At 63.3% G+C, this 22627-nt stretch carries 22 protein-coding genes (1 of these 22 cut by a window edge); 4 read left to right on the top strand and 18 right to left on the bottom strand.

All coding sequences use genetic code 11. The features are described from left to right. The 17 genes from GRI34_RS13420 to GRI34_RS08070 all read right to left on the bottom strand — a co-directional run. Positions 1–3044: the 5' portion of an SdrD B-like domain-containing protein gene (locus tag GRI34_RS13420; protein WP_160595501.1), read on the bottom strand. 961 nt of this gene lie to the left of the window's left edge; the window shows 3044 of its 4005 coding nt (coding positions 1–3044); the start codon lies at positions 3042–3044; its stop codon lies beyond the left edge, outside the window. After that, positions 3041–3973 (bottom strand): fimbrial biogenesis chaperone, encoded by a 933-nt coding sequence (locus GRI34_RS08145; protein ID WP_160595500.1) that lies wholly within the window; start codon positions 3971–3973, stop codon positions 3041–3043. Before GRI34_RS08145 ends, GRI34_RS13420 begins: the two co-directional genes overlap by 4 nt. A gap of 63 nt (positions 3974–4036) precedes the next feature. After that, a complete protein-coding gene (locus GRI34_RS08140; protein WP_160595499.1) occupies positions 4037–4549 on the bottom strand; it encodes a DUF4402 domain-containing protein in 513 nt (170 codons plus the stop codon). Between the two features lie 69 nt (positions 4550–4618). Then, the gene (locus tag GRI34_RS08135) at positions 4619–5113 is read right to left on the bottom strand and encodes a DUF4402 domain-containing protein (protein WP_160595498.1); all 495 of its coding nucleotides are present in this window, start codon (positions 5111–5113) and stop codon (positions 4619–4621) included. Positions 5114–5252: 139 nt separating this feature from the next. After that, positions 5253–5759 carry a DUF4402 domain-containing protein gene (locus tag GRI34_RS08130; protein ID WP_160595497.1) on the bottom strand — a complete coding sequence of 169 codons (507 nt, stop codon included), beginning with the start codon at positions 5757–5759 and terminating at the stop codon, positions 5253–5255. Positions 5760–5809: 50 nt separating this feature from the next. Continuing rightward, positions 5810–6367, bottom strand: coding sequence for a DUF4402 domain-containing protein (locus tag GRI34_RS08125; protein ID WP_160595496.1), 558 nt, complete (start codon positions 6365–6367; stop codon positions 5810–5812). Between the two features lie 171 nt (positions 6368–6538). After that, positions 6539–7852 (bottom strand): oxygen-independent coproporphyrinogen III oxidase, encoded by a 1314-nt coding sequence (gene hemN, locus GRI34_RS08120; RefSeq protein ID WP_160595495.1) that lies wholly within the window; start codon positions 7850–7852, stop codon positions 6539–6541. Positions 7853–7891: 39 nt separating this feature from the next. After that, positions 7892–8101, bottom strand: coding sequence for a hypothetical protein (locus GRI34_RS08115; protein ID WP_160595494.1), 210 nt, complete (start codon positions 8099–8101; stop codon positions 7892–7894). Continuing rightward, entirely contained in the window at positions 8098–8250 is a 153-nt protein-coding gene (ccoS, locus tag GRI34_RS08110; protein WP_160595493.1) for a cbb3-type cytochrome oxidase assembly protein CcoS, read from the bottom strand. The genes GRI34_RS08115 and ccoS overlap by 4 nt, the downstream gene beginning before the upstream one ends. Continuing rightward, complete coding sequence (locus tag GRI34_RS08105) at positions 8247–10370, bottom strand: heavy metal translocating P-type ATPase (RefSeq protein ID WP_325065201.1); 2124 nt, start codon at positions 10368–10370, stop codon at positions 8247–8249. The genes ccoS and GRI34_RS08105 overlap by 4 nt, the downstream gene beginning before the upstream one ends. Further along, complete coding sequence (locus tag GRI34_RS08100) at positions 10367–10813, bottom strand: FixH family protein (protein WP_234028178.1); 447 nt, start codon at positions 10811–10813, stop codon at positions 10367–10369. Before GRI34_RS08100 ends, GRI34_RS08105 begins: the two co-directional genes overlap by 4 nt. Then, entirely contained in the window at positions 10810–12390 is a 1581-nt protein-coding gene (gene ccoG, locus GRI34_RS08095; protein ID WP_160595492.1) for a cytochrome c oxidase accessory protein CcoG, read from the bottom strand. Before ccoG ends, GRI34_RS08100 begins: the two co-directional genes overlap by 4 nt. Continuing rightward, positions 12377–13309 carry a cytochrome-c oxidase, cbb3-type subunit III gene (ccoP, locus tag GRI34_RS08090; RefSeq protein WP_160595491.1) on the bottom strand — a complete coding sequence of 311 codons (933 nt, stop codon included), beginning with the start codon at positions 13307–13309 and terminating at the stop codon, positions 12377–12379. The genes ccoG and ccoP overlap by 14 nt, the downstream gene beginning before the upstream one ends. Further along, positions 13299–13463 (bottom strand): cbb3-type cytochrome c oxidase subunit 3, encoded by a 165-nt coding sequence (locus tag GRI34_RS08085; RefSeq protein WP_090480486.1) that lies wholly within the window; start codon positions 13461–13463, stop codon positions 13299–13301. Before GRI34_RS08085 ends, ccoP begins: the two co-directional genes overlap by 11 nt. Beyond that, positions 13460–14212 carry a cytochrome-c oxidase, cbb3-type subunit II gene (ccoO, locus tag GRI34_RS08080; protein WP_160595490.1) on the bottom strand — a complete coding sequence of 251 codons (753 nt, stop codon included), beginning with the start codon at positions 14210–14212 and terminating at the stop codon, positions 13460–13462. Before ccoO ends, GRI34_RS08085 begins: the two co-directional genes overlap by 4 nt. Positions 14213–14224: 12 nt before the next feature. Further along, positions 14225–15871, bottom strand: a complete 1647-nt coding sequence (ccoN, locus tag GRI34_RS08075) for a cytochrome-c oxidase, cbb3-type subunit I (protein ID WP_160595489.1) — start codon at positions 15869–15871, stop codon at positions 14225–14227. A gap of 110 nt (positions 15872–15981) precedes the next feature. Beyond that, positions 15982–16683 carry a helix-turn-helix domain-containing protein gene (locus GRI34_RS08070; protein ID WP_160595488.1) on the bottom strand — a complete coding sequence of 234 codons (702 nt, stop codon included), beginning with the start codon at positions 16681–16683 and terminating at the stop codon, positions 15982–15984. Positions 16684–16826: 143 nt separating this feature from the next. On the opposite strand from GRI34_RS08070, the gene GRI34_RS08065 reads away from it, so the two are divergent. The 4 genes from GRI34_RS08065 to GRI34_RS08050 all read left to right on the top strand — a co-directional run bounded on the left by GRI34_RS08065 (position 16827) and on the right by GRI34_RS08050 (position 21861). Continuing rightward, positions 16827–17501 carry an OmpW/AlkL family protein gene (locus GRI34_RS08065; RefSeq protein ID WP_160596450.1) on the top strand — a complete coding sequence of 225 codons (675 nt, stop codon included), beginning with the start codon at positions 16827–16829 and terminating at the stop codon, positions 17499–17501. A 147-nt stretch (positions 17502–17648) separates the two neighbouring features. Then, the gene (locus GRI34_RS08060) at positions 17649–18869 is read left to right on the top strand and encodes an MFS transporter (protein WP_160595487.1); all 1221 of its coding nucleotides are present in this window, start codon (positions 17649–17651) and stop codon (positions 18867–18869) included. Positions 18870–18915: 46 nt separating this feature from the next. Continuing rightward, complete coding sequence (locus GRI34_RS08055) at positions 18916–20937, top strand: TonB-dependent receptor (protein WP_160595486.1); 2022 nt, start codon at positions 18916–18918, stop codon at positions 20935–20937. Between the two features lie 21 nt (positions 20938–20958). Then, on the top strand, positions 20959–21861 hold the full coding sequence (locus GRI34_RS08050) for an HpcH/HpaI aldolase/citrate lyase family protein (protein WP_407692141.1): 903 nt from the start codon (positions 20959–20961) through the stop codon (positions 21859–21861). Here the strand turns inward: GRI34_RS08050 and GRI34_RS08045 are convergent. Beyond that, entirely contained in the window at positions 21858–22592 is a 735-nt protein-coding gene (locus GRI34_RS08045) for a 3'(2'),5'-bisphosphate nucleotidase CysQ (RefSeq protein WP_160595484.1), read from the bottom strand. The two genes, GRI34_RS08050 and GRI34_RS08045, sit on opposite strands and share 4 nt — an antisense overlap. Positions 22593–22627: the final 35 nt, after the last annotated feature.

Genomic DNA, 22627 nt, shown 5'->3' with positions numbered 1-22627 from the left:
GCTTGCAGTCCCGCGCCGCTGATCCGCGAAAATTCCATGCTGTTTGATACGAGAAATCCCGCTGCGCGCGTCGAGGCGCGCACCCCGGCGGCAAGTGTATTGCGGCCGTCGACGGTTTCATATGCGCGGAAGCGCGCGCTTACCGGCACCGACAGATTGGCTCCTTCACCGCCGAAACCGATCGTAGTGTTCAAGTCGACTTCCGTGGCGCGGCGCAGGAATTCGGTGCCCAGAGCTACGGTCTCATCAGGAAACTCGCCGCTGTATTCCGTGTGATTGACCGTAATGGCAGATCGCCCGAACCGACCACCCAACCCGCCGCTAATCGCATAAGCCCCGCCATCGGCTATTCCCGCATCGGCGCGTACTGCAACCCCATCGAAGCCGGTGCGAATGCCTGCGGTGCCGAGCCAGCGCTGCTCCCCTTCGCGCTCGAACCAGGCGCCGCCGAGAATAGTCGTGATATCGGAGGTCAGGCCGTATGAGAGCTGCCCCGACGTGCGCCAGGCTCCATAATCGCGAGGCTCGAAAAAGTTCGGCGGCTTCACACCCAACAGGTTCCGATCTCTTTGGGTCGCATCGAGGCTGTAGACCAGTTTCCCCTTGGCAAGGCGGCCATCGCCGACCGTGATACGCTCGACCTTTTCGCTTCGCTGGCCTTGCGGGCCGAAGAAAACGAGGCGGAAGACATTGAGACCGAAATCCACGGGTACTTGCAGAAATTCGTACTGACCGTTAGAGGACTCACTGGTCGAGCCGATGAGGATATCGTTCCGATAGAGTTCGACCTCGTAGCCGGCGGGCAGGATACCGCGCAGATCAATCTGGTCGAATACCGACCCGACGTCTGAAGGCGCGTTGGTGACTGTGAAGCCTCGCCCGGCGACGCTGCGCAATCCGAGCGGCATGGTCGTTGAGTTGATGTCACCGACACCGAAGGATGTTGCTTCCAGCGGCCCCAGCAAGTCGGCGTCCGGATCCATCCTGCCGACCCTGAAGAGCGAAGCGGTAAGGCCGTTCACGGTATCGCCGCTCAGGTAGCTTTCGGCAGTAAGAAAAGCGAGATCGCCGGCAAGGAAGACATCGGCCTCCGCACGAGTCCCGAAGGTCCGGTCCGAAACCGCGCGCAGTTCGATGTCGGCGGTCGGAAAGGAAATCGGCTCGTATGCGAGGTCGACGCGTTCGAATTCCTTCGCCTTGGGATTATCCTGCCGTGCTTCCAACCTCGCGCGTCTCGCTTCGCGCGCAGACCGTTCCTCGAAAGGGAAGCGTTCCAGAGTGGTAATGTAGACCGACTGGGTCCTGAGATCTGGTTCAACCTCGATCGGGAACAGTCGTTCGAACTGGTCCAGCCGGAGGAACATCTCGCCATCGAAGTCCGCGGCCAGGACGCCTTCGATCTCGATGGTCTGGTCGCCGGCCTGAATGGTGCCCTCTCGCAGATCGATGATGAGAGTACGGTCTTCGCTCAGGATCCAGCCATGCGCATAGCGACCTTCGTCGGTAACGGTTACTGCCAGGTCCAAGATGCGCGCGATACTGCCGAGGGGAAGGTACAGCCCCGAGCGGGTGCCGTACCCGATGATCGTGTCGCTTTCCTTGGCGTTGTTCACCCGAACTTCGAGGATGAGCTCGTCCTGGTATGAGATGAGGGGGCCATCATCACCCAGATTGCCTCCAAGACCCGGCGCCGACGCGAAAGAATTGTCGGTTACAGCAGGCCCGCCATCAAGGATCGGAGATGTCGCCGTGGGATCCGCTAGGCCCGAGGTGCCCGGCGCACTTCCTGTCACGGCTACGGGCCGTTTGACCAGCGCAGCCGTAAGCGGCGCATAAGAGGCGACATTGGCTGCAGACAATTCTGCAACTTGCGGCCGAGGCGCGGTTTGGTCCGCCTCCGCCACAACCCGCTCGAACTTTTCGGTTCCGGAGGCTGGCGTCGCCGCGGCAATAGCTTCCATTCCGATTGGGAAGGTGGCCGTGGTCGGTTCAGGCCGCGGGGAAAGTTGCGCCGCATCTGTGCCTGCGACGGGATCGGCAGTAACAGGCGTTGCAACAATCCCCGACACCGCGGCAGTGCGGGGCGAACCCGAAATGCTCGGGCTCGCGGGTTCCTGCAGCGGCGCTACCGACAGGTATTCTTCCGCAGCCGCTCCAAAGGTGGACGCGGGTGCGCTGCTGTCACCGGCAGTTGTCTGGACAAGAGCATCAGACCCGATGATCAGCCCCTCTTCGCCAACGACCTCCCCGCTGGTGACTTGGGTCTCTGCAATGGAAGCAAAGCCATCGCCAGATTCACGAGGCATCTCGGCAGAGGGCGGCGTGACTATATTATCCGCGACCGGGTTGGCAGTTTCTCCGATCCCGCCCTGCTGGGCGAGTATGGCCGTAGCGGGCTCGAATTGCGGCAAGGGTTCGAGGGTGAGCGGAGCAAGCGAGGCTGTCAGTTCAAGCGGCGCGGCCTGGATTTCGAGCACGGGTTGGTTGCGCGAACCCAGAAAAATCGGCTCGGGTTCGGACGCAGCAAAGGATTCGGCGGACTCGGCAGGTTCGCCAACGGTCGCGGTTCCGACCGAAACGACGCGAGCCATTAGCTGATCGTCGCTTGCCTCGGTTGGGGAGGATGCTTTCGTTTCGGCGAGTGATTGCCCTGCGCCGGGCGGGACGAGGGGCTGATACCGCTCGATCGGCCCGGGTAGCGCCAGCTCCGCCAGCTCCGTAGCGGCGCTTGGCACTGACGCCTTGGGCGCGCCGCCTCCCTTGGCTTCAGGACTGCTTGCAACTGAGGGCAGCGTGCTTGCGCTGCCAAGCAGGCTTGAGCGCGGAGGAACGGCTTTCCGAGTCTTCGAAACTGCCGGATCGAAAGTGGGGGCGGGCAGTGGCTTGCGGAGGCTTACGGCAGGTTTGTCCGTGTCCGCAGCCTGCTTTTTCGGCTGGGGTAATCTGGTGCGTTGCTGGTCCTGGGTCGGCCAAAGGCCGAAACCCACCGCCGCCGTAATCAGGCAAGCGGTACCGGCACCACCAACGATAACCCGTCTGTTCACGGCACTACGAAGCTATGCTCGGCAAGTTTGCTACCCGGGGCGAAATCATCGTCCACGAATTCGATCTGCAGGCGCGCACCGGAGGTAAGCAGGGCAGGATCGGTTTCCGGATTGATCGGAACGATGACTTCCCGGGCATCGATCTCGGGATAGATGCCGACACCGCGCGAAACGGCAATAGGCTCTGCCGAACCAGCGGCCTTGATGATGACGTCACCGAATGCCGAACGCGTGCCGGAGCGATTGAGGATAAACCCGACTGCCTGGGTGCCGTCGCGTGCGGTCAGCAAGGTAGAACCGGTAATGCTGACATCGAGCGTGGTTTCGCCCACGCGGACGATCACCGGGATCGCGATGCCGAAGCGCGGACGGATCGTGACGCCGATGCCATCGGCCTGCTGCGCGCCGGTCGCGTCCTCGATGCTGAAGCCTTCCGCATCGGGCACCGAGGTGACCATGAAGTGGGAACGGTACTCGCCATCGGGCAAGTCGCTGGATCCACGGGCCATCACCCGGATCAACTGGGATTCGGTCGACGCCAGGCGCACGCGCCTCGGTGAATAGCGCAGCATCTGGCTGGCCGTGCGTACCTTGGCCTTGGTTTCTTCATCGAGACCATTGTCGAAGGAGATCAGCTGGCCCTGCGGCGTCATGGCCATATCGACGATCTTGATTTCGTAATCGCCCGGATCGACTGCCTTGTTGTAGAGGCCGACAGTGGCGATTGCGCGGCGGCCATCGATCACTACGCGCTTGGGAAACAGGTTCACATCACCCAATCCGCTGACCGATCCGGCAGGCGGGCTAGGTGCAGCTTGCGCAGCCGCATCCTGTGCAACGGATGTCCCGGAGCCGAGCGCCAATGTGCTTGCCACAACCATCGCCGCGGCAGCCAGTTTGGATTTTGCGAAATTCGACCCGGATTTCATTGCTTTGCCCTTGAAAACATGGGCGCTGGGCCCAGTCCGGGTCATATCCTAGGCATGGTTAATTTACAGATAAAGAACGGCGACGTCGAAAGTCCCCGAATAACTGCCCGGTTCCTGGTTCGCGTCGACATGCAGTCTTCCGCCAATGTAGAGGTCGTAGCTACCCACGGCATCGAAGCGGCCGAAACCCCGGTCTAGGTTAGTCCGGAAGCGATCGACCAGCATGGTAGAGGTGCCATTGGTGATATCGATGCGGTTTGGCAGGAAGATGATAAAGCGTCGCTGCGCCTCGCCCAGCACGGTAAAGCGGGCAGGGGCCCTTCCGTTGGGAAATGTGGACAGGTCGAGATTGGTGGTCACCGCGCCATCGGCAGCAACTTCGACGATCCCGTTGGTCGCGGGTCGCATCAATGCGCCGAACCGGAGATCGGAAATGTTCACGATCGAGATAGGCTCTACCACACGCACCTTGGAAGCGCCGGTTACCGACATGGTATCGGTCGACTGCGCGTGTGCCTGAGGAGCCAGAAGGCCGGCTAGCAGGGCCATGAGCCCTACGAGGTATGTCCTGATCATGTGCCGGCTCATCGGTCAGGAAGATCGGTGGGCAGTTGCCGACATCGTGCCGGCAACTGCCCGATCCGATTAGTTGTAGGTTACCGTTGCCGAGTAGGTTCCGGTGTACACACCAGCAGCCTGGTTGGCGCCCACGCTCAGGGTGCCGCCGACCGAGAAGCTGTCCGTGCCAGTTGCCGAAAGCGTGCTCGATGCCGGAGCATCAGTGGTGAACGACATGGTGTTGGTGCCCGAAGCAACCGAACCGCCAGTGGTCACGATGTTGTAAGCACGGCTGGCATCGCCAGTGACCGTGAAGCTGTCGGCTGCGTTGGAGCTGCCCGAAACGAACAGTGCATCGCCGGTGACCGAGCCACCGCCGGCCTGCGTCACGACGACAGTGCCTGCAGTGGTGCCGGGAATTACGATACCGAAATCGAGAGCAGCGCCAGCATCGTGAGTGATGGTGATCGGAGCGACGATTTCAGCGGTTGCGGTACCCGAATCCGTGGCGGTGTCGCCCGGAGCAGCCATCGCAGGAGTTGCGAATGCGACTGCGGTAGCCGCGAGGATGATCTTCTTCATTAGGTGTCCCCTGGTTCGTACAATAGCGCGCCCAGCTATTGCCGGTGCAGCACTAGGGGATAGGACCTAGGTTTTAAGGAAAGCTTACCGCCTCGAAAACGCGGAACTACGTGGTCTTACGGGGAATATTTACCGCTGGTTAGTCATAAGAAACTACCATGTCCATCTCTGCGACGTAGGTGCCGGCATTCGAATCGGGCGCCACCTGCACCGTTCCGCCCACCTTGAACCGGTCGTTTCCGCTATCGTCCAGCGTGCCTCGCGTTCCTGGCCCCGGCACGCTTTGGGTCGCAATCGTGATGGAGGTAACGTTCAGCGTTCCACCCCCTCCGGCTCTGGTTGCCAGGGCCTGGGCAGGAGCAGTCACGCGGTAGCTTCGCCCCGCTTCGCCGCGTACATCGAAGATGCCCGGGCTTGCCGTGCAACTGGAACCAGACGGACAGATACTCCGCAAGGAGCCCGTCACGTTCGTTGATCCGTCAGCTGGCGAGAGCGTCAATGTGCCGCCGGTGTCGCCAGTAGCGACGGTTCCGAAGCGAAGCGGCTCGACCTCACGGACGGTGATCGGCGAGACCACAGTCGCCGCCGCAGAGCCGCTCGCCTGCGCCCTATCCTGCGCCGAAGCAGGCGTGAAAGGTGCCGTCACGTTCGTTAAGAAAAGAGATAACGCGATGAGGGAGAGATGTCTTCGGCCGATCATCGGACCGAAATGACGGCTGCGTCGACGACTATCGGTATTTCCACCAGCCCGCCGCCGAAATTGCGATCGACGTCGATCCGTCCGCCAAGATTGAAAGCGCGCGAACAGACGCGTTGCCTGCAATTGGGCATTTCGATCCGGATAACCTGACCCGGACGCACCGCACCATAACCGGGAAGGTCGATCTGGTAACGCGACAGGCGCGCCGTAATGCCGCCCTGGGCGTAGGTCGAAGGTGCAGAAAACACGATCTCGATGACGAGATTGAGTTCGCGTCGGCCATTATTGCCACGGTCGTATTGTACGACGAACCGGGCAGGGCCGACACCTGTATCATCGAGAGCGAAGATACCGCCGCTGGAAATTCCGCCCCTTGGGGACACCTCACGGAAGCCTGAATTCGGCACGGCAAACGTGCCGAACCTCAGGGCCGATGGATTCTGGACGGAAACCTGGGGGCTGTTGCTTGCCGCAGGGGACGCCGCGAGCAGGCAGACGAGCGCGCAGGCCGCTGAAAAAGCGGAATTTCCTCGTATGGATTTCAAGCGGCTCATGCCCATAAGAACGGTCTGCGGAACGCGGCTGTTCCGGAATTCCTAATCATTTCAAACAGTCGGATGCACCAAATTGGCGCTCTTCACTGCGCACGCTGCAACACGATGGTTAATAGAAGGTGTGCTTGCAAGCCAATTAACCCTGAGTGCAGGCCCATGGACCGATTTGGGTCAGACGGCAGAGCTGAACTGGCGCATCGAAACGGCGCGATAGGTATCGAATAGGGCAGCGATCGTGCGTGCGTAGGGCAGGCCCTCGGGCAGGATCGTCAGCCATTCATTGTCGAATGACGCGAGGCCGCGCTCCAGGAAGGGTGCGATTTCGCAGCGGACCTGCGCCATCAGCCTTGCGCCGATCCGGGCACGCCCGTGACACAGCAATGCTTCGATCACGCTCCCACGATACCGGTCGTGTGCACTTCGCCTGATACCGCGCTCGGCACTCAGCAGCCCCTGGGATGCACGCATCCGATACCTGCCTGAATTCTTCTCGTTCTGCGCGAGCAGTCCCGGAAAGGACGAGATTGCGGAGGCGCCCAATCCGATGAGATTGGCGGCCTGGTCGTCGGTGAACCCCTGGAAATTGCGACGCAGCGTACCCGCTAGCGCAGCTGTCGCCATCGGATCGGCGCCCGGTTTGGCGAAATGATCGAAGCCGACAGGTGTGTAGCCATGCGTGCAAAGGTAGCGATAGCCGAGATCGGCCATGGCGAAGCGCGCTTCCTGATCGGGAAGTTGCGACGCGGGTATTGCGCGCTGCCTGGGCACGATATGCGGGACGTGGGCATAGCCGAACAGCGCAATCCGGTCGGCTCCGAGCGCGCGCGTGCGTTGCAGGCTGTCGAGCAGATCGTCTTCGCTCTGGCCTGGGAGACCGTACATGAGGTCGAAGTTTATCGAGCCGACACCGGCTTGCCTCAACCAGTCGACCGACCTCAGGATCAGGTCTTCATCCTGGACGCGGCCGATGGCTTTCTGGCAATGCGCGGCGAATGTCTGGACTCCGAGGCTCGCCATATCGAATCCCGCCTGTCCGATGGCGTCGGCCCAGTCCTGCGACATCGTTCGAGGGTCGAGCTCTGTCGAAAGGATCGGGGCATCGAGATGGAAATGCCGGGACAGCGCGTCGAGGAGGCCCAGCATATCGGCCGGCGCAATGGCATTGGGGCTGCCCCCGCCGAAGGAAATGCGCCGAACGTGCGCATCGCTTGGCAGCAAGGCGGCGACTGTGGCGATTTCGGTTTGAAGGGCATCGAGATAGCTCGCCAGACGATGCTGCCGGTTGGCCCTGCCGGTGTTGCACCCGCAATAGAAGCAGATCTGCTCGCAGAACGGGATGTGGAGGTAAAGCGACACATCGCCATGCACACTTTCCAGTGCCTCGCGATAAGCATTAGCGGGAAGCTCGCCGAAATCGGCGGCGGTCGGATAGCTCGTGTAACGCGGCACGGGCGTTGCGAGCAGGTCGGGGTAATAGGTCCACATAGCGCCCGATTGCCGATGCGCGGACGGCCCGTCTTTGCGTCAGATCAAATTGTGCTTGCGGGATGCGCCGCGGCAGCCTTTTGCATGACACGGCTGGGTCAGGGGAGACTTCCTCGGCTGCACCGGGATGTCGATAGTGACGGTATCGCCATTGCCGCAAATGATCGCGGAGATAATCCGCTGCTGCTCGGGCAGGGGGCCGACAATCGCAGGCACCAATGCGAGCAAGCCGATCCCCGTCCCGTTCATTCTTCTTCATCCTCGTCGTCGATGAGGATGCGCTGCGCGGCCCCGTCGAGGTCTTCGAACTGGCCGTCGCGCATGGCCCAGAAGAACATCGCCAGGCCTAATAGGCCAAGGCCAAGCGCAATGGGGATGAGGACTAGAAGGCCGCTCATTCCTTGACCCTCGCCAGTCTCAGCGAATTGCCCACCACGATCAGCGAACTGCCGGACATGGCGATGGCCGCAATCAGCGGGGTCACGATCGCGGCGAGGGCGAGCGGCACGGCGCAGATGTTGTAGACTACAGCAAGGCCGAAGTTCTGGCGCACGATCGCCATGCACCTCCGCGCGTGGGAGATAGCGAGAGCGACAGGCATCAGCGCCTTGCCGGTAAAAACCGCATCCGCCGCCTGCTGACTGACGTCGCTGGCAGTGCCGGGCGCGATCGAGGCATGGGCCGCGGCTAGGGCCGGACCGTCATTGATGCCGTCTCCCACCATCAGGACCTTTTGCCCCTTCGACCGCAGGTCTTCGAGCAGGGCGAGCTTGTCCTGGGGCTTGGCCAAGGCGGTGGCCGGGACATCGAGAGCCTTCGCGACCGCTTCGACCGCTCCCTGGCGATCCCCCGATAGGATGCGGCTCAAGATGCCCTGTTCCGCGAGTTTAGCGAGTGCTTCCTTCGCATCGGCGCGCAGGCCATCCGCGAAGGTGATGATCGTTTCTTCAGGGCCGATGCGAAGGAGGGAGGCCATGCCGGTGGTCTCTTCGTCCGGGCGACCAAGCGAAACGGGCGTCCCTTGCCACGTGCCCGCGAGACCCTGCCCTTCGACCTCGGCGATGTCCTCGACCTGTGCGGGCCGCGTGCCCTCGCTTTTCAGGGCATCCGCGAGGCTGCGGCTAAGCGGGTGACGGCTGGTCTGCGCAAGCGCCAGGGCGACCTGCCGCTGCTTCTCGCCGAGAGGGGAAAGGTCGGCCTGCGGTTCGCCGAGCGTCAGCGTGCCGGTCTTGTCGAAGATCGCGATGTCCACCTCTGCGAGGCGTTCGAGCGCGCTACCGTCCTTTACCAGCAGGCCACGCTTGATGAGCGCGCCGGAGGTCACGACCTGTGCCGCAGGGACCGCGAGCCCCATTGCGCAGGGGCATGTGATGATGAGGACAGCAATCGCAATGACCAGCGACTGATACCAGCCTGCGCCAGCCAGCATCCAGCCAAGGAATGCCAGCAGTGCGAGCGAATGGACGGCGGGCGCATACAGCCGCGATGCGCGGTCCGCGATGCGGGTATAGCGGCTGCGGCTCTGGCCCGCTTCGTCCATGAGGCGGGCGATCTCGGCGATCACCGTATCGGAAGATGCTGCGGTGACGCGCACTTCCATCGGCCCGGACAGGGCGATAGCACCTGCGTGAACGACGGATCCGGTCTCGACGGGTTCCGGATCACTCTCCCCGGTCAGCATCGAGTTGTCGAGCGACCCGCGCCCTTTCTCGATCACCCCATCGGCGGCCAGTGCATCGCCGGAAGCGACGACCATCACCATCCCCGGCTGGAGGTTTTCCGCCTTGATTTCGGAAGTGCCGCCATCGGGGCCGAGAACGCGCGCGCTTTTGCCCATCTTGGAAAGCAGCGCGCCGATGCCTGCGCGGGTCTTGGTACGCATGGTCGCATCCAGCGCCCGTCCCGCGAGCAGGAAGAACAGCAGCATGACGGCGCTGTCGAAATAGGCGTGCCCTTCGCCCGCAAAGGTTTCGTACACGCTCAGCCCGGTCGCAAGCAGTACGCCGATCGAAATCGGCACGTCCATGTTCGTGCGTCCGTAGCGCAGCGCCATCCAGGCAGAGGCAAAGAAGGTGCGGCCCGAATAGGCGACGACTGGCAGCGCGATGATTGCCGACAACCAGTGGAACAGGTCGCGGGTGACACCGCCCGCGCCCGACCAGACGCTGACCGACAGCAGCATGATATTCATCATGCCGAACCCGGCGACCGCGAGCGCACGGAGCAGGGCCCTGCTTTCCTTGTCGTTACTGCCGAGCGGATTTTCGGCGAGGGCCTGCGCTTCGAAGCCAAGGTGGCGCAGCGCCTCGACCAGATCTCCCTGATCCAGCCGCGGGCTGTGCCGCACCGCGACGCGCTTGGCCGAGAAGTTCACGCGGGCGGCGTCGATACCCTCGATCTCGGCAAGGCCGCGCTCGATCTTGGCAATGCATCCTGCACAGCGCATACCCGGGACGGTCAGGCGCGTGTCGACGAGCGCGCTATCCTCGAGATCTTGCTGGCGGAACGGCGCGGTCACCCGATCTGCTCCTCCGAAACCCAGCGGTCATCGCCCCGTTCGATCGAAACGCGCACGATCCAGCGACCTGCGGGCAGGGCTTCGCTCGACAGAATTCGCGCTTCGCCGGTTTGCACGAAGGTAAGCTCGCGCGTGTCGGCCTGGCCGAGCGGGCGGCGCACCTGTGCGTATATCGTTGCGCTGGCGGGCACGTTCTCGAGGTCGAGCGCCAGGCGGTCGCCCAAGCGGCTGGCCTCGGCATTCCACCCCAGCGCTTCCTGCCGCTCTGCCTGGTCGAGCCAGCCGTTGAACTTCTGGCTGGCGACATAGGAGTTCTCGACTACGACGCCGCTGAAGCTGCCCGAGGCGATGGCAGCCATGGTGAAGTTGACCGCCACTACCACGCCAAAGCCTGCCACGAGGATCGCGGCCATCTTCCTGCCTGTGAATTCCTTCTGCATCATGGGGTCTCCGGTGCATCGAAGCGGGTCTCGACATGGTCGCTTTCGCGCTGTTCGTCGAGCGAGGTGACGGTGAAGGCAAAGTCCTGTGACTTTGCGTCGTGAGGAGCCATCACATAGGCCCTGATGGTACGAACCTGGTCGGCAGCGACCGTGACGGTCTGCGTGGCGGCTGCCTCGTCCCGGCCGATGGCATCGGTCCACATGACGCCGCCTTCCAGCCCCTCAAGCGCGATTTCCATGTCGCGCGGACGGCTTTCCATGTTGCGGATTTTCAGCGTGAAGGAATTGCGGATCGATCCGTCGCTCATCAGCATGAAAGGCGGGTTGCGGTCGGGCGCGACGGTCATTTCCGTATGCGTGCGCACACCCAGCGCGAACAACAAGGCCGCGCCGATGCCTGCCCAGATTGTGAAATAGACCATCGTCCTCGGGCGAAGAAGGTAGCGCCATGCCGGTTTCGGTGCTTCGCCTGCGGCTTCACGCTCGCAATCCTCCAGCGTGGCATAATCGATCAGGCCGCGCGGCCTGCCGATATCCTTCATGACCTTGTCGCAGGCGTCGATGCATAGGGCGCAGGTAATACAGCCGATTTGCGGGCCTTCGCGGATATCGATGCCCGTCGGGCAAACCTGGACGCATTGCGTGCAGTCGATGCAATCACCGAACTGACCGGGGTTCTTCGCGGCTTTCTTCACGCTGCCGCGTGGTTCGCCGCGCCAGTCCTTGTAGGTGACCATCAGCGATTTCTCATCCATCATCGCGGTCTGGATGCGCGGCCATGGGCACATGTAGATGCAGACCTGTTCGCGCATGAAGCCGCCCAAGGTGACGGTGGTCAGCGTCAGGATCGCCACGGTAGCGTACGCCACCGGCGCCGCTTCCAGCGCGAAGAAGTCGCGGAAAAGTGTAGGCGCGTCTGCGAAATAGAGGATCCACGCCCCGCCGGTCACGAAGCCGATGGCGAGGTAGATCGACCATTTGAAGCCGCGACGGAACACCTTGCCCCAGGTCCACGGCGCGTTCTCCAGCCGGATGCGCGCATTGCGGTCGCCGTCGACAAAGCGGTCGATGTGCTGGAACAGGTCGGTCCAGACCGTCTGCGGGCAGGCATAGCCGCACCAGGCGCGGCCAACGGCGCTCGTAATCACGAACAGCCCGATGCCCGCCATGATCAGCAAGCCCGCGACGAAATAGAATTCGTGCGGCCAGATCTCGATGCCGAACATGTAGAAGCGGCGATTGGCGAGATCGACAAGCACGGCCTGGTCGGGTGCGTAGGGTCCGCGTTCCCACCGCAGCCAGGGGGTGACGTAATAGATCCCCAGCGTGACGAGCATCACGAACCATTTGAAGCGCCTGAAAGGCCCGTCGATACGCTTGTTGTGGATCGACTTGCGGGCCTCGTAGAGCTTTTCCGGAAGCGTCTCGCGCGGCGGTTCGTGCGGTTCGTGGCGGCGCGTGGTCGCTGCCGGATCGGCAACGGCGCTGGACACAGGCTCGTTCGACTTGGCGATGCCGTCCTCGACGGTCACCGCCCAGTCGCGTTTCGCATCGTCCGGAGTGTCAGGGTTGCCCATCGTTTCCGGCTTCCGCTTCGGGTTGGGGCTCGGCGCTGTCGGAAATCTCCGCTTGCGCCTCTTCGCCTCCCCCGAGCGAATAGACATAGGCTGTCAGCATCTTGACCGTCACCGGGTCCAGCCTCTCGCCCCATGCGGGCATTGCGCCCATCCTGGGATTGAGGATCTGGCGCTTGATGTCCGCCGCAGTTCCGCCACGAAGCCAGATCTGGTCGTTGAGACGCGGCGCGCCTTGCGCACGGTCGCCCTGTCCGGCTGGACCGTGGCAGGCCGCGCAATTATCGCCGTAGATCTGCGCGCCTGCCGCGCTGGCATCCGCATTGCCGCTCAGCGACAGGACGTGCTGCGTCACTGCATCGAGCTGCGCGCTGTCGAAAGCGCCGTCGAACGATGGCATCACGCTCTGGCGCTCCTCGTTATCGTCCGGCTGGCGAATGCCGCGGTCGATCGAATAGTGGATCGCCGCAAGATCGCCGCCCCACAGCCAGTCGTCATCGTTGAGGTTGGGATAGCCCAATGTCTGGCTCCCCGCCGCGCCCGATCCGTGGCATTGCGAACAGTTCACCTTGAACGCCGCTGCGCCGCCCGCGACGGCGCGCTGCATGAGTTCCGGATTGTCGCGCAGCTTCACCACGTCGATCGCGGCAAGCTGTTCGCGGAAGCTCTGCTGTGCGCGGTCGGCGGCGGTCATCTCCTGAGCCAGCGCGCCGCGGCTGGACCAGCCGAGCATGCCCGCGGTCGCCCGGTCGATCATAGGCCAGGCCGGGTATGCGATGACATAGCCGATGGCGAAGATGATCGTGAGGTAGAAGGTCCACAGCCACCAGCGCGGCAGCGGGGTGTTCAGTTCTTCGATGCCGTCCCATTCGTGGCCGACGGTTTCGGTGCCGGTGGGCTGGTCGATGCGCTTATTCGCCATCGTCGTTTCCTTCAAAGATCGAATTGGCTGCCTCTTCGTTGCGCTTTCCTGCTCCAGGGCGGAACGGCCACAGGCACAGCAGGAGGAAGAGCGCGACGGTGGCGATCAGCGCATAGCTGTCGGCGAAGTGGCGCAGGCTTTCGTAGGAGGTCATCGGCCTTTCTCCTGCGCGAGTTCCTGCTGCGCGGCGGCGCTGTCGACATCGACCAGCGTGCCCAGCATCTGGAGATAGGCGACCAGCGCATCCATCTCCGTGATGCGCGAGGGATCGCCGTCGTAATCGCGCACCTGCGCCTTGGGATAGCGGCGCTGGAAGTCTTCCAAATCGCCTTCCGCATCCGGATCGGCCTGCAGGAACAGGTCCATCAGGGCGTTGTCGATGTCTTCCTGCGAGTAGGGCACGCCGACGCGGCTGAGCGCGGTGAGGGTCGCGGAAGGATCGCCCACGGCAAGCTCGGTTCCGGCGAGGAAACCGTATTGCGGCATGACGCTTTCAGGCACCACGGCCTGCGGGTTGATGAGGTGCTGGACGTGCCATTCATCCGAATAGCGACCCCCGACGCGGGCAAGGTCGGGCCCGGTCCGCTTCGAGCCCCACTGGAAGGGGTGGTCGTACATGCTTTCCGCAGCGAGGCTGTATGCGCCGTAGCGTTCCACCTCGTCGCGGAACGGGCGGATCATCTGGCTATGGCAGACATAGCAGCCTTCGCGGATGTAGATGTCGCGCCCGGCCTGTTCCAGTGGGGTATAGGGCCGCATCCCGTCGACTTTCTCGATGGTGTTGTCGAGGTAGAAGAGCGGGGTGATCTGTACCAGGCCGCCGATTGCAACCGTGATCAGCGTGCACACCGCCAGCAGCGTGATATTGCGTTCGAGTTTCTTGTGGCGTTCGGTCATGGTCATGGCAGTCAGCCCTTATTCGGCCGGAACGGCGCTGGTGGGAGTGTCGACGATCGGACGGTCTTTCTCCGCGTCGTAGGCGGCGTCGCGCATCGGCGCTTCGTCGCGCAGCTTCCCGGCCAGCGTCATCCAGATGTTGTAGGTCATCACGAAGGCGCCCGAGAGGTAGAGCAGGCCGCCGAAAGCGCGCAGCACGTACATCGGGAACATCGCTGCGACACTGTCTGCAAAGGACCATACGAGGTATCCGTCGGGTCCGTATTCGCGCCACATCAGGCCCTGCTGGATCCCGGCAACCCACATGGTGGCAGCGTAGAAAACGATGCCGAGCGTCGCGAGCCAGAAGTGCCAGTTGATCATCCGCAGCGAATACATCCGCTCCCGGCCCCACAGGCGCGGCACGAGGAAGTAAACGCAGGCGAAGGTGATCATGCCGTTCCATCCCAGCGCGCCGGAGTGGACGTGGCCGATGGTCCAGTCGGTATAGTGCGACAGGCTGTTCACGCTCTTGATCGAGAGCATCGGCCCTTCGAACGTGCTCATCCCGTAGAAGGCGAGCGCCATGACCATCATGCGGATGATCGGGTCGGTGCGGATCTTGTCCCATGCCCCGTTGAGGGTCATCAGGCCGTTGATCATGCCGCCCCAGCTGGGCATCCACAGCATGATCGAGAACACCATGCCCAGCGTCTGCGCCCAGTCGGGCAGCGCGGTATAGTGCAGGTGGTGCGGACCCGCCCAGATATAGAGGAAGATCAGCGACCAGAAGTGGATGATCGACAGCCGGTAGCTGTAGACCGGGCGTTCGGCCTGTTTCGGCACGAAGTAGTACATCATCGCCAGGAAGCCCGCCGTCAGGAAGAACCCGACCGCGTTATGGCCGTACCACCACTGCGTCAGCGCATCCTGCACGCCGGCAAAGGCGCTATAGCTCTTCGCGCCGAGCAGGCTCACCGGCATGGCGAGGTTGTTGACGATGTGGAGCATCGCAACGGTCACGATGAAGGCGAGGTAGAACCAGTTCGCGACGTAGATATGCGGTTCGCGGCGGCGCACGATGGTGCCGACAAAGACGATGAAATAGGCCACCCACACGATGGTCAGCCACAGGTCGACATACCATTCGGGCTCTGCATATTCGCGCGATTGCGTGACGCCGAGCAGGTAACCCGTCGCAGCCAGCACGATGAACAGCTGGTAGCCCCAGAATACGAAGCGGGCGAGGCCGGGGAAGGCCAGCTGCGCGCGGCAGGTGCGCTGGACGACATAGAAGCTCGTTGCGATCAGGGCATTGCCGCCGAATGCGAAGATCACGGCGCTGGTATGAAGCGGGCGAACCCTGCCGAAATTGAAATAGGGCTCGAAATTGAGCTGCGGGAAGGCCAGCTGCAAGGCGATGAAGAGGCCCGCGGCAAGGCCCGCAATGCCCCAGAACATGGTCGCCAGCACGCCCCAGCGAATGGGGTCGTCGTCATATTTCGACGGCGTGTCGGGCATCTTGAAGAAGCTGTTGAGCTTGCTCGCGGGATCGTATCGCGATGCGCTCATCCACATCAGGACGAAGCACACCAGCGCCACGATTACCGCGTGAGCGGCAAAGCCCCCGTCGGCCGCCGTGGCGACGACCACGATCGAGACCAGGAACAGGACAAACCACAGCATTGTGCGGCCTAATGCGGTTTCCGCTTGCATATTACCTCCCGTGCAATCCCTGCGCGCCTAACGTGGCCACCGGGATCCGGCATTGATGTGGATCAAATTTGATGGATTTTTCACGCCGCGACCCTGAGGTGGCCTGCGCGGCGATCGAGTTCGTCGACGCGTAGTAACGTCACTCCGGAGCGGCCCTGCGTCCGGATCAGTCCCTGGTCTCGCAGCAAGGTGAACTGGCGGCTGACGGTCTCTATGGTGAGGCCGAGGCTGTCGGCGATATCCCTGCGCGACATGGGCAGGTCCAGCTTCACCTCGGACCCTTCACCGCGTCCGATCCGCTCTGCCATGGAGAGCAGGAAGCTGGACACGCGTTCGAGCGCCGACTTGCGCCCCAGCGTGAGGGTCTTCTCTCGGCTGCGCTGCAGCGAGACGGTGCTGCGCTCCAGCAATTGGGTGAGGACCTGCTGGTGCTTTTCGGCAGCTTGCAGGAACTGTGCGTAGGGGAAAGTCATGAGGTCGCACTCGACCAGTGCTTCGAGCGTGTAGCTGTGCGCGCCATGGGCGGGCAGCGTCAGCAGGTCTCCGGTGAAATGGAAGGCGAGCACCTGTTCGCGATGGTCCGAGGCATGGGCGACCAGTTTCGTCGCACCGTCGCACAGGAAGACGAGGGTCGGCTCGTCGTCGGGGTAGTGGAGCTGACGGTCCGCTTTAAGGTGGACGTGCGAACCCAGCGTGCGGAACAGGCGCACGGTCTCCGGCCCTGTGCGCTTGGGCAGAACGCGGCTTACGAAGCAGTCGAAGGCGTCGGTGCAAGTGTGCATGCACGCCCTATCGCGCGGCGAAAAGCGTATCTCATTGATCCAGATCAAGGAGCACCATGGAAAGCTGGTGCAGTTGCCTTGCCACGCGATGCAACAACCTGGGCCGCATGGGGTGGCCGCTGCATCGCGCCAAGGAATGCGAAATGAAGAAACTGCTTGCCGGAACCGTCGCGGGGCTCGCGATGCTTGCCATCCCCGCCCAGGCGCAGGCACAGGACGCCAAGGGCGCCATCCAGGTGAAGCTGTTAGGCACAGCCGTGCTTCCCGATGGCAAGATCACCGAGGTGAAAACCGATATCGTCGGCCTGCCTGCCGGGACGCAGACCGAGGCCAACGACAATGTCGTGCCGACGCTCGCGATCGAGTATTTCGTCTCGCCCAATTTCTCGCTGGAGACGATCTGCTGCATGACGCAGCACGATGTCGACGCCGTCTCTGGCCTGACGGGTGCCGAGCTGGTGTCCGATGCCAAGCTCATCCCGGCCACCGTCACGGCGAAATACCACTTCGATCTCGGCGGTGCGAAGCCCTACGTCGGCGCGGGCGCGACCTATTTCCTCTGGGTGGATGTGGACCCCGGCGAAGCGACCCTGCCGCTGGGTGTGACCAAGACCGATCTGTCGGACGAATTCGGCTTCGTGCTGCAGGCCGGTTTTGATCTTCCGGTCAATGACAGCGGCCTCGCCTTCAGCGTCGATGCGAAGCGCTATTTCGTCGGCACCACGGCGAGCTGGTACGCAGGCGACACGCTTGCCATCCAGACCGAACACGATCTCGACCCATGGGTGCTGAGCGCCGGCGTCGCCTACCGCTTCTAAACGGATCGGCCGGCTCTCGCACGCCAGCCGGCCCGCCTTGCGCGGCCTTGCGGTAAGTCCCGCAGGGCCGCGTTTTTTATGCTAGTTCCGGACCTGCGATTTCCGCAGCACCTTGAAGCATGTGCCATGAGTGTTAGGGGCGATTCGATGTTATCTTCGGCCCTTCCGATCCGGTCCCTCTTGTTCGCCATCTTCATCCTGATGGCGGGAAGCGGTTTCCTTTCGACCCTCATCGCCATCCGGCTGGAAGAGGCGGGCGCGGCGGCGCTGCTGATCGGCATCGTGGGTACAGGCTATTTCGCGGGGCTCACTTGGGGTTCGCTCAAGGTCGAAGCCCTGATTGCACGTATCGGACACATCCGCGCCTTCGCTGCTTTCGTGACTGTGTTTTCGGCAAGCAGCCTGACCTATGCGATCGTGGACTTCCCCTATTTGTGGATTGCGCTGCGGCTAGTGGACGGTTTTGCCATGGCGGGCGTCTTCGTGTGCCTCGAAAGCTGGCTCAACAAGCAGGCCCAGCCGCATAACCGCAGCACGATCCTAGCGGCCTATATGATCGCCCTGTATTGCGGGCAGGCAGCGGGCCAGTTCCTGCTGAACCTGGGCGACAATTCGCCGGACCTGCCCTTCATGGTTTCGGCCGTGCTGCTGTCCCTTGCGCTGCTGCCGGTCCTGCTGACCCGGATGGAGCAGCCGCATATCGAACGCACCGTGCCGTTCTCGCTGAAGCGCCTCTATACTGCATCCCCGCTCGGCATCGTCGGCACGCTGACGACCGGCGCCATGCTGGGCGCATTCTACGCCATGGGTGCGGTTTACGTGCAGCGGATCGGCATGGACCTTTCGCAGGTCGCCTTTTTCACCTTCAGCGTGATCGCGGGCGGCGTGCTGCTGCAATACCCGCTCGGATTGCTGTCCGACCGGTTCGACCGTCGTAGGGTAATCGTGTGGTGCAGCCTGATTGCGGCGGCGATCTGTGCGGGCCTTGTCCTGCTCGATTTGCCGAACGAGGGGACGATCCTGCTTGGTGCGATGTTCGGCGGCTTCGCCTTCGCCCTTTATCCCCTATGCGTCGCACATACGAACGACCACCTCGAAGAAGATGAGCGTATCGGGGCGAGCAGCGGCTTGGTGCTCACCTATTCGGCAGGCGCGGTTGCAGGGCCTCTGATCGGATCGACCGCGATGAGCGTTGCCGGTCCGGCGGGCCTGTTCTTCGCGATCGGCGCCCTGGCGCTGCTCGGTGGCTTGTTCGGCCTCTGGCGTATGGCCGCATCCCCTCCCGTTGCAGCCGACGACCAGCAACCTTTCCAAAGCCTTCCGCGCACATCGCCCATGGCCGCCGTGCTCGAATCCGAAGAAGACTGAGAGCATTGGCTTGACCGGCCGGCGAGGGTCCCCGAAAGCACCGCCGATGAAATTGCTCGCTCCAGCTTCTCTCGCGCTACGCGCCGGAATTTTCGTGGCGGCTGCCGCCCCCCCATCGCCTGTAATCGCACAGGATACCGAGGTGCCGGTCATCGTCGTCACCGGCGAAGGGCTGGAGGAAACCCCTGCCAGTCCGGCCTACGATACGCAGACGATCAAGCGCGAACAGATCGTGTCGGCGCCTTCGGGACGGATAGAGGACGTGCTATCTTCGGTCGCAGGCTTCCAGCAATTCCGGCGCTCGGACAGCCGCTCTTCCAATCCCAGCGCACAGGGTGCGACCTTGCGTGCTCTCGGCGGCAATGCGACCAGCCGCGCGCTGGTGCTGCTCGACGGCGTGCCGATGGCCGATCCCTTTTTCGGCTTCATTCCTTTCACCGCGATTGCACCTGAACGCCTGGGCGAAATCAGGGTGACGCGCGGGGGCGGTGCGGGTTCGTTCGGCGCCGGCGCGCTGGCCGGAACGATCGAATTGGTGAGCGCCGGTGCTGTCGATCTCGACGGTTTCGGCGGCCAGGTCCTGGTCAATGATCGCGGCGGTACGGAGAGCGCGCTGCACGCATCCTCGCAACTCGCCGACGGCTTCGGGGTGATCTCCGCGCGTTGGGACCGGGGGCCGGGCTTTTTCACCACGCCGCAGACCGACCGTGTCGATGCCAGCGCCAAATCGGCTTACGACAGCTGGTCCACGCAGCTTCGCGAGGTCATTCCCGTGGGCGAGGATGCGGAGCTGCAGGTGCGCGGCCTTGTCTATGACGACCGCCGCACCTTGCGCTTCGATGGCGCGGACAGTTCCAGCTCCGGCCAGGATGCCAGCATTCGCCTCGTCGGGCGCGGCGACTGGCAATATGAAGCGCTCGCATACGTGCAGGCGCGCAATTTCACCAATACGGTCATAAGCTCGACGCGGTTCGTGCCGGTCCTCGACCAGCGCAATACCCCCTCGACCGGGCTTGGCGGCAAGCTGGAGGTGCGTCCGCCGGTCCAGGATGATCAGGTCCTGCGGCTGGGTGTCGATTATCGCCGCTCCAATGGCGAGCTGTTCGAAACCGCCATCAGCGCTTTCAGCGGCACGGTGCGCGAACGCCGTAATGCGGGCGGGACCAATTCCGATCTCGGCTTCTTCGTGGAGCATGAATGGCTTCTCGGCCCCATCACGCTGACGGGCGGCGCGCGGGTTGACCGCTTTGCGATTTCGGACGGCTTCTACGAGGCCCGCGATGCCTCGGGTGGCTTGGTCCGGTCGGACCGGTTCGAGGATCGCTCCGGATGGCAGGATTCTTATCGCGGCGGCGTGTTGTTCAGGGCCTCCGATGCCTTGCGCCTGCGTGCAGCGGGGTACACCGGCCTGCGCCTGCCCACGCTGAACGAGCTTTACCGGCCCTTCGTCGTGTTTCCGGTCACGACCAATGCCAATGCTTCCCTGCGTAACGAGCGGCTGGAAGGCGTGGAGGTCGGGTTCGACCTGACCCCGGCAGAGGGCGTGGAACTGTCGGCCACGGTTTTCGACAACAAGGTCGAAGGGGCGATCGCGAACGTCACTCTCGATGCCACCACCCGCCAGCGCCAGAATATCGACGAGATCAGGGCGCGCGGCGTTGAAGTCTCCGCTGGCCTGTCCCTCGACACGCTGCGCTTCGATCTCTCGCTCGCCTATACCGATGCCGAGGCACGCGATGCGGGCGCCGCTTTCGACGGCAACCGGCCTGCGCAAACGCCGCGCTGGGCGGGCGGGGCGACGCTTAGCTGGCGACCCGCGACGGACTGGCTGCTCGCAGCATCGCTGCGCCACACCGGCGACCAGTTCGAGGACGATCTCGAGACCGATTTGCTGCCGGCCGCGACCACCTTCGGCGTTTACGCGCAGGTGCCCGTGACCAGGCGCCTTGCCGTGGTGCTGCGCGGCGAAAACCTGTTCGACGAGGAAATCGTGACCCGAAACCAGGGCGGCTCCATCGATCTCGGTGTGCCGCGGACCGTATGGGCCGGCATCAAGCTGGGCCTGTAGAATGCCTACCGTGACGAGAGGATTGTCCCAGTGACTAACCAGCCATCGCTTCCCATCCGGTTCCGCTCCTGGCTCTTCGCGCCCGGCGATAGCGAGCGCAAGATGACCAAGGCGGCAGAGGGCGAGGCGGACATTGTCATCTTCGATATCGAGGATGCCGTTGCCGAAGATGCCAAACCCGCTGCGCGCGAGGCCATCCGCGCCTTCCTGCTGGCGCGCAGCGAAGGGGAGCGGACGCGCCTGTGGGTGCGGGTCAACCCGCTCGACGGACCGCATACGGCAGACGACATCGCCGCAATCCTGCCGGGCAGGCCAGGCGGGATCATGCTGCCCAAATCGCGCGGGCGGCACGATGTGGAGGCGCTCGATGCGCTGATGACGCCGCTGGAAATGGAGCTCGGGATCGAACCGGGCTCGACCCCGGTAATCGCGCTGGTGACCGAAGTCGCCGCCGCCATGTTCACTACCGGCGATTATGCCGGTGCCCCGCGGCTTGCGGCGATGACCTGGGGGGCAGAGGACCTAGCCGACTCCATCGGTGCCATGTCGAACCTTGGCGAGGACGGCGCCTATACTTTCACCTACGAACTCGCGCGCAGCCTCACGCTGCTCGGCGCTGCGGCTGCCGGGATTCCGGCCATCGAGACCATCGACGGGGATTTCCGCAACCTCGAAGGTCTGAAGGACCGCGCGCAGAAAGTGCGCCGCGACGGCTATCGCGGGATGCTGGCGATTCACCCCGCGCAGGTCCCGGTCATCAACGAGGCATTCTCGCCCAGCGCAGAGGAAATCGCCGAGGCACGCGAAATCGTGGCGTTATTCGACGCGAACCCGGGGGCAGGGACCATCGGCCATAACGGCAAGATGCTGGATCGTCCGCATCTCTCCCGCGCGCGCCAATTGCTGGCTCAGGTCGAGGGCTAGGCGGAAAGCTTCGCCACTTCGGCAAGCACGGTTTCGGCATATTCCGCGCGGCAGATGAGCAGGTCAGGCATGTAGGTGTCGGCCTGGTTGTAAACGAGCGGACTGCCGTCGATCCGGCTGGCGTGGAGGCCATGAGCGAGGGCGACCGCGACAGGGGCCGCGCTGTCCCATTCGTACTGGCCGCCGGTGTGGAGATAGATTTCCGCCTCGCCGCGCACCACGGCCATCGCCTTGGCCCCGGCAGATCCCATCGGCACAAGCTCAGCACCGATCGCGTTTGCGACAGCAACCGCCTCCGCTGCAGGGCGCGTGCGGCTGACGACCATGCGGGGCTTTGCGGCCATTTCGGGCAGTTCGCCCGGCTTGCCGGTGCAAAGAACCTTGCCAAGGCCGGGCAGGGCGACCGCGCCCACTTCCGGCCTGCCGTCCACGCATAGCGCGACATGGACCGCCCAATCGCTACGCTCTTCTCCATATTCGCGGGTGCCGTCCACGGGGTCCACGATCCACACCCGCTGTTTGGACAGGCGTTCGCTGGTGTCCTTGCTCTCTTCGGACAGGAGGCCATCGTCGGGGCGCTGGCGGCGCAGGGCGTGACACAGGAACTGGTTCGCAGTCTCGTCACCGGCATTGCCCAGTGCCTTGCCTTCGAACATGCCACTAGCGCGCACTTCGAGCAGGATCTTGCCTGCGCATTCGGCGAGGTGGGCTGCCAATTCGGCGTCGGTCATGCGAAATCCCGTCAGTAGAAACCAGTTCGGGGGCC

It is taken from the genome of Qipengyuania aquimaris (genome assembly GCF_009827445.1).
GTDB lineage: Bacteria > Pseudomonadota > Alphaproteobacteria > Sphingomonadales > Sphingomonadaceae > Qipengyuania > Qipengyuania aquimaris.
The sequence above is the reverse complement of the archived record's forward strand: the minus strand, read 5'-3'. Positions and strand labels throughout refer to the sequence as shown.

Bases quoted from the DNA above. Each gene is read 5' to 3' on its own strand.
- ccoN (WP_160595489.1), bottom strand. From the start codon at position 15,871: ATGCTGTGGTTTGTCCTGTTCCTGGTCTCGATCGTGGTCGTCGCCACG.
- ccoP (WP_160595491.1), bottom strand. From the start codon at position 13,309: ATGGCGAATAAGCGCATCGACCAGCCCACCGGCACCGAAACCGTCGGC.
- GRI34_RS08055 (WP_160595486.1), top strand. From the start codon at position 18,916: ATGAAATTGCTCGCTCCAGCTTCTCTCGCGCTACGCGCCGGAATTTTC.
- GRI34_RS08140 (WP_160595499.1), bottom strand. From the start codon at position 4,549: ATGATCAGGACATACCTCGTAGGGCTCATGGCCCTGCTAGCCGGCCTT.
- GRI34_RS08135 (WP_160595498.1), bottom strand. From the start codon at position 5,113: ATGAAGAAGATCATCCTCGCGGCTACCGCAGTCGCATTCGCAACTCCT.
- GRI34_RS08145 (WP_160595500.1), bottom strand. From the start codon at position 3,973: ATGAAATCCGGGTCGAATTTCGCAAAATCCAAACTGGCTGCCGCGGCG.
- ccoS (WP_160595493.1), bottom strand. From the start codon at position 8,250: ATGAGCGGCCTTCTAGTCCTCATCCCCATTGCGCTTGGCCTTGGCCTA.
- GRI34_RS08045 (WP_160595484.1), bottom strand. From the start codon at position 22,592: ATGACCGACGCCGAATTGGCAGCCCACCTCGCCGAATGCGCAGGCAAG.
- hemN (WP_160595495.1), bottom strand. From the start codon at position 7,852: ATGTGGACCTATTACCCCGACCTGCTCGCAACGCCCGTGCCGCGTTAC.
- GRI34_RS08065 (WP_160596450.1), top strand. From the start codon at position 16,827: ATGAAGAAACTGCTTGCCGGAACCGTCGCGGGGCTCGCGATGCTTGCC.
- ccoG (WP_160595492.1), bottom strand. From the start codon at position 12,390: ATGGGCAACCCTGACACTCCGGACGATGCGAAACGCGACTGGGCGGTG.
- GRI34_RS08125 (WP_160595496.1), bottom strand. From the start codon at position 6,367: ATGAGCCGCTTGAAATCCATACGAGGAAATTCCGCTTTTTCAGCGGCC.
- GRI34_RS08115 (WP_160595494.1), bottom strand. From the start codon at position 8,101: ATGAACGGGACGGGGATCGGCTTGCTCGCATTGGTGCCTGCGATTGTC.
- GRI34_RS08085 (WP_090480486.1), bottom strand. From the start codon at position 13,463: ATGACCTCCTACGAAAGCCTGCGCCACTTCGCCGACAGCTATGCGCTG.
- GRI34_RS08100 (WP_234028178.1), bottom strand. From the start codon at position 10,813: ATGATGCAGAAGGAATTCACAGGCAGGAAGATGGCCGCGATCCTCGTG.
- ccoO (WP_160595490.1), bottom strand. From the start codon at position 14,212: ATGACCATGACCGAACGCCACAAGAAACTCGAACGCAATATCACGCTG.
- GRI34_RS08060 (WP_160595487.1), top strand. From the start codon at position 17,649: ATGTTATCTTCGGCCCTTCCGATCCGGTCCCTCTTGTTCGCCATCTTC.
- GRI34_RS08070 (WP_160595488.1), bottom strand. From the start codon at position 16,683: ATGCACACTTGCACCGACGCCTTCGACTGCTTCGTAAGCCGCGTTCTG.